The organism is Rhodopirellula sp. UBA1907, assembly GCF_002337565.1.
Lineage (GTDB): Bacteria > Planctomycetota > Planctomycetia > Pirellulales > Pirellulaceae > Rhodopirellula > Rhodopirellula europaea.
On record NZ_DDGH01000083.1, the window covers coordinates 187,952 to 188,318 of the forward strand.

General features: G+C 59.4%; 1 protein-coding gene. It reads left to right on the top strand.

Annotated elements, in window-relative coordinates:
* The coding region (locus B2R17_RS18315; protein WP_286765122.1) for an ATP-binding cassette domain-containing protein at positions 1-367 on the top strand (367 nt) is incomplete at both ends.

Consider the following 367-nt stretch of genomic DNA (forward strand, 5'->3'; position numbering starts at 1 on the left):
TCGACGACTTTGATCTGGCACTGGTCCCGGGCGAGTACTGCGTTGTGCTCGGGCCAAGCGGTTGCGGGAAGAGCACGTTGCTGCACTGCATCGCGGGGTTGCTGGAAGCCGCTCGCGGTTCGATTGCGATTGACGGATACGACGTGACCCGCATCACGGCTAGAAAGCGAGACGTTGGGCTGCTGTTCCAGCACGACACGATGTACCCGCATCTGACGGTCGAACAAACGCTCCAGATCGCATGTCGAGCGAATCTACGTCGTCGCCCATCGGCAACGGAAACGAACCAAAAGATTCAATCGATCCTGCAAACGCTCAACCTGGATCCCGCCTGGCTGCCACGACGACCAGAAACTCTCAGCGGTGG